Origin of the sequence: Mesorhizobium sp. M4B.F.Ca.ET.089.01.1.1 (genome assembly GCF_004022605.1) — a bacterium.
GTDB classification, from domain to species: Bacteria; Pseudomonadota; Alphaproteobacteria; order Rhizobiales; family Rhizobiaceae; genus Mesorhizobium; species Mesorhizobium abyssinicae.
Window position 1 is genome coordinate 1 of the sequence record NZ_RZOS01000333.1, and the last position, 6,503, is coordinate 6,503.

The 6,503-nt window shown below is 67.5% G+C and carries 6 protein-coding genes; 1 reads left to right on the forward strand and 5 read right to left on the reverse strand.

Annotated features, from left to right (window positions below):
- Positions 1-116 precede the first annotated feature (116 nt).
- The 5 genes from EN780_RS38925 to EN780_RS24730 all read right to left on the reverse strand — a co-directional run bounded on the left by EN780_RS38925 (position 117) and on the right by EN780_RS24730 (position 5,570).
- Complete coding sequence (locus EN780_RS38925) at positions 117-533, reverse strand: hypothetical protein (RefSeq protein WP_189556703.1); 417 nt, start codon at positions 531-533, stop codon at positions 117-119.
- A 164-nt stretch (positions 534-697) separates the two neighbouring features.
- Positions 698-1,240: a hypothetical protein gene (locus tag EN780_RS24715; RefSeq protein ID WP_127284580.1), complete on the reverse strand. Its 543-nt coding sequence runs from the start codon at positions 1,238-1,240 to the stop codon at positions 698-700.
- Positions 1,241-1,364: 124 nt separating this feature from the next.
- A complete protein-coding gene (locus EN780_RS24720) occupies positions 1,365-3,467 on the reverse strand; it encodes an EAL domain-containing protein (protein ID WP_127284579.1) in 2,103 nt (700 codons plus the stop codon).
- 70 nt (positions 3,468-3,537) lie between these two features.
- Positions 3,538-3,882 carry an amidohydrolase family protein gene (locus EN780_RS24725; protein WP_128275581.1) on the reverse strand — a complete coding sequence of 115 codons (345 nt, stop codon included), beginning with the start codon at positions 3,880-3,882 and terminating at the stop codon, positions 3,538-3,540.
- Complete coding sequence (locus EN780_RS24730) at positions 3,879-5,570, reverse strand: dihydroxy-acid dehydratase (RefSeq protein WP_128275582.1); 1,692 nt, start codon at positions 5,568-5,570, stop codon at positions 3,879-3,881. The genes EN780_RS24725 and EN780_RS24730 overlap by 4 nt, the downstream gene beginning before the upstream one ends.
- A gap of 276 nt (positions 5,571-5,846) precedes the next feature.
- Between EN780_RS24730 and EN780_RS24735 the strand changes: the two genes are divergently transcribed.
- Positions 5,847-6,503 (forward strand): GntR family transcriptional regulator (locus EN780_RS24735; protein ID WP_133372700.1); only part of this gene is annotated, 657 nt, incomplete at its 3' end.

A 6,503-nucleotide genomic window follows, 5' to 3' on the forward strand; every position in this document is an offset into this window, starting at 1 on the left:
CGTCCGGGGTGTTGCGGTGGTTGATGGGATAGTCACCTAGGCTGGCGGGACAGCACCCTCTGCCCTGCCGGGCATCTCCCCCACGAGGGGGAGATTGGCAGTTTCAGCGCCATGGCTCAGGCGTCGCCGCCACCTTCATGGCCGCCGCCGTCGTCGCCGCCGTCGCCGCCACCATCACCGCCGCCACCGTCACCGCCGCTGCCGCCGTCACCGCCACCATCGCCACCGCTACCACCATCGCCGCCATCATGGCCATCGCCTTCATGATCGCCGCTCTCGTGATCACCATCGTGGTCGCCGTCGCCCTGGTCGCCCTCATGCGAGCCGGCGCCGGCGCCCTCGCCCTGGTGATCGCCCTTATGATCGCCCTTGTCGCCTTCATGGCTGGCGGTGGTGCCTTCGTCGACTTCGTCGGGCAGCGTCGCCGTTGCCGGGCCGCCATGGTCCGAGAACTCGCCCGCGAGGGATTGCTGCGCCGCGAGAATGCCGAACAGGCCGACCGAGGCGGCCAGCAGCAAAGGAAAAGGCTTCATCATCGTCTCCCACCCGGCACGCGGCCGCCATTGTCGATGGCGGATCATCTGTCCGGCCGGATTACGGCGCCCTTAAATGCGTAGCTTCAATTTTAGCAGTCGCTTATTTTCGTGACCCGATGAGGAAGCCGCCTACCAGGCCTGCCGTCCTTACGCGCAACCGTTCAGCGGCCGTAGAGACCGATCTCGTCCGGCTGGATCGGGCCGGCGGCTTTCCCCTCGCCCTTGGCGGGATCGCTTGCCTGCTTGCTCAGCGCCGCGTCCAGCCTGTCGCCGTCGCTGCCTTGCGGATCGATGATCGCATTGACGAGCGTGTCGAGCGAAACGCCGAGCTGGTCCAACCCCAACTTCTTTTCGATCGCGATGATCTCGGAAGCGGATTTCTGTTTCAACGCCTCGACCGCGTTCTTGACGGCCGTGCCGTAGGAAAACAGGGACTGGTAGTCGCCCTGGTCGATGCCGAATTCCTTGCCGACGCGCTCCATCAGCCGGACCTTCATTGCCGTGATGTTGAGGCTGTTCACGCTGAACATGGATCCGGAGATCCTGGCCTGCGCCTGCATCAGAGGCGAGCCTGAGCCGGAACCCTCGGGACTGGAAACGCCATTGATGCCGGCGGCGAGACTGTCTTCAGCCGCCGCCGATTGCGGGCGTTGCTGCTGCAGGATCAGCAGGGCGGCGTTGTTCAGCGCGGACAGTGAGGACATTGCCGGTCTCTCGGGCACGCCCGTTCGTCATGCAACGGGGCACCGCACATCGAGCCAAGACATCATGCCTTGAGCGGAACAATCGGTCCGGCAGAGCATTAGCCTGACCCCGATTAAGAATTTCTTAGGCCGACCGGGTCAACCGAGCCGGAAGGGCCGCCTCGCCAACCGCCCTGGCGACGATCGCCTCCAGCGCCTCCGGCCGGTGCAGCAGAAAGCCCTGGCCGTAGGCGACGCCCATGTCGCGAAGGATGTCCATCGCCACCCGCTGTTCGACCTTCTCGGCCACGACGCTGCAGCCGAGGCTCCTGGCGATGCCGGAAATCGCCGAGACGATCTCGCGGTCGAAGCGGCTCTCGGCGATGTGCTCGACGAAGGAGCCGTCGATCTTGATGGCGTCGACCGGAAAGCGCCTGAGATATTCGAACGAGCTCATGCCGGCGCCGAAATCGTCGAGGCTGACCCGGCAATGCCGCTCGCGCGCCTTGCGCACGAAGGCCTCGGCGGCGTCGAAATTGGTGACGGCGGCGGTCTCGGTGATCTCGAAGCCGATGCCGGCCGGCGGCGCGCCGGTCTCGGCGATGACGGCATCGACGAACTCCCAGAGCTGCGGGTCGCTCAGCGTCTGCGCCGAAAGGTTGAAGCCGAGCGAAATGGCGCCCGAGCGCATCGCCGGACCGTGCATTTCCAGCGCCGCCCTGACGATCCAGCGGTCGAGCCTGGAAGCGATGCCGAAGCGCTCCGCCACCGAAATGAACTCGCCGGGCGGGATCATCTTGCCGTTGCGGGCGGAAAGCCTGGCCAGCACCTCGACCTGGCGGCTGTAGCGCCAGGGCTGGCCGAGCCGATGGATCTGCTGGCCGAACAGTTTCAGCCTGCCGTCCTCCATGGCATCGACGAGGTCGGCGGCAAGCCGCGCCGCGTTGAGGCCGCCGGAGCCGGAAGCCGTCTCGGCCGAGAACACCGCGAAGCGGTTGCGGCCGGCGGCCTTGGCCGCGTAGCAGGCGTCGTCGGCGCAGGCCAGTGCATCGGCTACCGTGGTGTCGCGATGGGCGACGAAGGCGATGCCGATGCTGGCCGCGAGCCTTCGCGTCGTGGCGCCGAGCTCGGCGTCGCGCACGGCGGCAAGCACCGCGCCGGCCAGCCGCTCGGCCTCGGCCTGGCCGCAGTTCGGCACCAGCAGCGCGAACTCGTCGCCGCCAAGGCGTGCAGCGTGCGCCGATGATGGCAGGCTGGCGAGGATGCCGGCGGCGATGCTCTTCAGCGCGAGGTCGCCGGCGGCATGGCCGGCGAAGTCGTTCAGCGCCTTGAAGTAGTCGAGGTCGACATAGAAGACGGCGAGCGGCAGCCGGCGCTGCGTGGCGATGTGGTCAGCCAGCAGCCGGTCGAAGGCGGCGCGGTTGAGCAGGCCGGTCAGGGCGTCGTGGTTGGCGGCGTAGGTGAGTTCCTGCGAGCGCTTCTTGTCCTCGGTGATGTCGCGCACGGTGCCGAGGATCTGGCCGGCGCCGCCGGCGCAGGCGATGAAGCGGACCAGCGATTCAAGGTGGCGGATCTCGCCGTCGCGCCTGATGATGCGGTATTGCGAAGCGGTTACCGCCTCCGATCCGGGCGGCGGCAGGTGCGCCCGCTCGGTGGCCTCCTTGTCATCGGGATGCAGATAGGTGTGCCAGAGGCCGGCCGAGACCTCGTCGGTATCGCTGACCAGGCCGAAGATCTCCCGACTGCGGGCATCCCAGAAGCTCTTGTTGGTGGCGATGTCATAGTGCCAAATGCCGGTGCCGCTGGCGGCGAGCGCCAGGCGGAAGCGCACATTGACCTCATCGAGTGCCGCCTCGGCCTGTTTTCGCCGGGTGATATCGGTCTGCACGCCCATCAGCCGCAGCGCCCGGCCCTCGGCGTCGCGCTCGACGATGCCGCCGCGGTCGAGCACCCAGACCCAGTGGCCATCCTTGTGCCTGAGGCGCAGCTCCGTCTCGATGGACTCCGTCAGGCCGGCGATATGGCGCTCGCCGCTGGCCAGTGCCCGCTCGCGGTCGTCGGGATGGGTGAGCGTCAGCCACAGATCCGCCGTGGCGGCAAGCTCGCCCTCGGCGTAGCCGAGCATCTTCAACCAGGTCGGCGAGTAGTAGCAATCGCCGCTGGCGACGTTCCAGTCCCAGACGCCGAGATGGGCGCGTTCCAGCGCCAGCGCCCAGAACTCCCCCTTGCGTGTCTTGTCGTCCGCCATGCCCGGTTTTTATCCGCCCTGTTGGAGGGCAGTGTGCACAAAACCAGAGAAGAAACCGTTACCGCCTGGATCAGGCCGGGCGCCGCCAGCGATAGGCCTCATCGACGATGCGCAGCGTGCCGAGGTTGTCCGCGAGCGCCGGCAGCAGCGCGCTGTTGTCAAAACCGTAGACGCTCGGCTGCACCAGCACGGCGCGATCGATGCCATAGGCCTCCATGACCCGGCGGTAGTCGGCGACCGTGACCATCGCCGGCGTGTAGCCGCGCGCCGGGTCGAGCGGACAGGCCGAGGCGAAGACATGGGCATGGGCGTCGCAACTGCCTTCCGGCAGGCGCAGGGCGGTACGCCGCGCCGGCGCAAGCGGCGGCAGGCACTGCCGGGGCTCCGTCCCCGCCGCGAAATGCGCGGCGCTCATTCGGGGGCCTCCCCGGCGGCGCCGGACGCGGTCAGGAAATCGAAGTCGCAGCCCTGGTCGGCCTGCAGCACGTGGTCGTGGTAGAGCCGGGCATAGCCTCGCGCCGGCCGCTCCACCGCCGGGCGGGCAATCGCCGCCCGGCGCGCCAGTTCGGCGTCGTCGACCAGCATGTCGATGCGCCGCGCCGGCACATCGAGGCGGATCATGTCGCCATTCTGTACCAGAGCGAGCGGACCGCCGGCGGCCGCCTCCGGCGAGATATGCAGCACCACCGTGCCGAAGGCGGTGCCGCTCATCCTGGCATCCGAGAGGCGCACCATGTCCTTGACGCCGAGCGCGGCCAGCTTCTTCGGGATCGGGATGTAGCCGGCCTCGGGCATGCCGGGCGCGCCGCGCGGTCCGGCATTGCGCAGCACAAGCACGTCGTCCGCGGTGACGTCGAGCGCCGGATCGTCGATGCGCTCGGCCAGGTCGGCGACGGATTCGAAGACGACGGCGCGCCCGCTGTGCCGCATCAGCGCCGGCGAGGCAGCGGAATGCTTGATGACCGCGCCGCGCGGACAGAGATTTCCCGACAGCACGGCCATGGCGCCCTGCCCAGTCACCGGCCGGCCGAGCGGCCGGATGACGTCCTGCGCATGCATGTCCCCGGGCTTCATGACCCGGTCGCCGAGCGTGCCGCCCTCGACCATGGGCGTCGTCAGGTCGAGGACATCGACGAGCTCGGCCAGCAGCCTGGGCACGCCGCCGGCCTGGTGGAAATGCTCCATGTAGTGTTCGCCAGACGGCTTCAGGTCAACCAGCACCGGTACCTCGCGGCCGATCCTGTCGAACTCGGCGAGATCGACCGGATGCCCGGCCCGGCCGGCGATCGCGGAGAGATGGATGATGCCGTTGGTCGAGCCGCCGATCGCCTGCATGACAACCATGGCGTTGCGGATGGCCGCCGGCGTGACGATGGCGCCGGGCAGCGGTGCGCCGGCGACGGCAAGCGTGGCGGCGGCGCGTCCGCTCGCTTCCGCCGAGCGGACGCGCTCGGCATGGGGCGCCGGAATGGAGGCGGCGAAAGACAGCGAGAAGCCCATCACCTCGGCGACGATCGCCATGGTGCTGGCGGTGCCCATGACCATGCAGGTGCCGACCGAGGGCGCCAGCCTGCCATTGACGAGGTCGATCTCGGCGGCGTCGATATCGCCGGCGCGGTGGCTCGACCACAGGCGCCGGCAGTCGGTGCAGGCGCCCAGCGTCTCGCCCTTGTGGTGGCCGACGACCATCGAGCCGACCGGCACCACGACCGTCGGCAGGTCGGCGCTGATGGCGCCCATGATCTGCGCCGGCAAGGTCTTGTCGCAGCCGCCGATGACGACCACCGCGTCCATCGGCTGCGCTCGGATCATCTCCTCGGTGTCCATCGCCATCAGGTTGCGCAACACCATGGAGGTCGGGTGGGCGAAGGATTCGTGGATGGAGATGGTCGGGAACACCATCGGCAGCGCGCCCGAAAGCATGACGCCGCGCTTGACCGCCTCGATCAGCTGCGGCGCGTTGCCGTGGCAGGGATTGTAGTCGCTGGCGGTGTCGACGATGCCGACGATCGGCCGCTCCAGCGCATCGTCCGAATAGCCGGCCGCCTTGATGAAGGCCTTGCGCAGGAACAGCGAGAAGGCCGCGTCGCCGCAGCTGGTCACTCCCTTCCTGAGGCCGCGATACGGCAATCGGCACCTTTGAGCTGAATCTCACGCTGACTGCGGACGCCGAGGTGGCCCGCCGCCGACCAGAACCATAGGCGAACCGCTCATATTGTCAATAATTATGAACTATACTCCGGCGGGAATACCCAAGATATGGCAGCTCTGACTTATTATGCATGTAGTATTATCGATTATCGTGACCATTCGCTCCAGTTGCGGAAAGGCTCTGTCTGCGGCTAGAGTGACCGCAGAGGACGCGGCAAGGACAAGGGAATGCTCCACGTGGCAGACTATGGCGGCAAGGAAGCCGACGTCGTGCGGGCGCTGGAGGAGGACATCATCTTCGGCCGCCTGGCGCCCGGCACGCGTTTGGTCGAGGACGTGCTGCTTGGCCGCTTCCCGGTGTCGCGCCACACCATCCGCCAGGCGCTCTATCAGCTGGAGAAGCTCGGCGTCGTCACCCGCGAGCGCAACAAGGGCGCGATGGTGAGGCGGCTATCGCCGGAAGAGGTGCGCCAGATCTACGAAGTGCGCGAGCTCTTGCAGCGGCAGGCGGCGCTGATGATCCCGCTGCCGGCAAGCGATGCGCTGATCGACGAGTTGATGGAGATCCACCGGATCTACAGCGCCCATGTCGACGCCCACTATTTACGCGGCATCCACGAGGCCAACGACCGTTTCCACCTCACCATGTTCTCGGCCTGCGGCAACGACTATCTGGTGTCGTCGATCGACCATTACATGCGGCTCAGCCTGCCGGTGCGGGCGAACTCGCTCGCCGACCCGGACAAGCTCGAAGTCTCGCGCCAGCACCACTGGTTCATGATCGAGGCGATGAAGCGCCGGGACAATTGGGTGCTGGCGCAGCTCTGCGTCGACCATCTGCAGCCGAGCAAGATGTTTTATCTCGAGGAGATCGAGAAGGCGGAT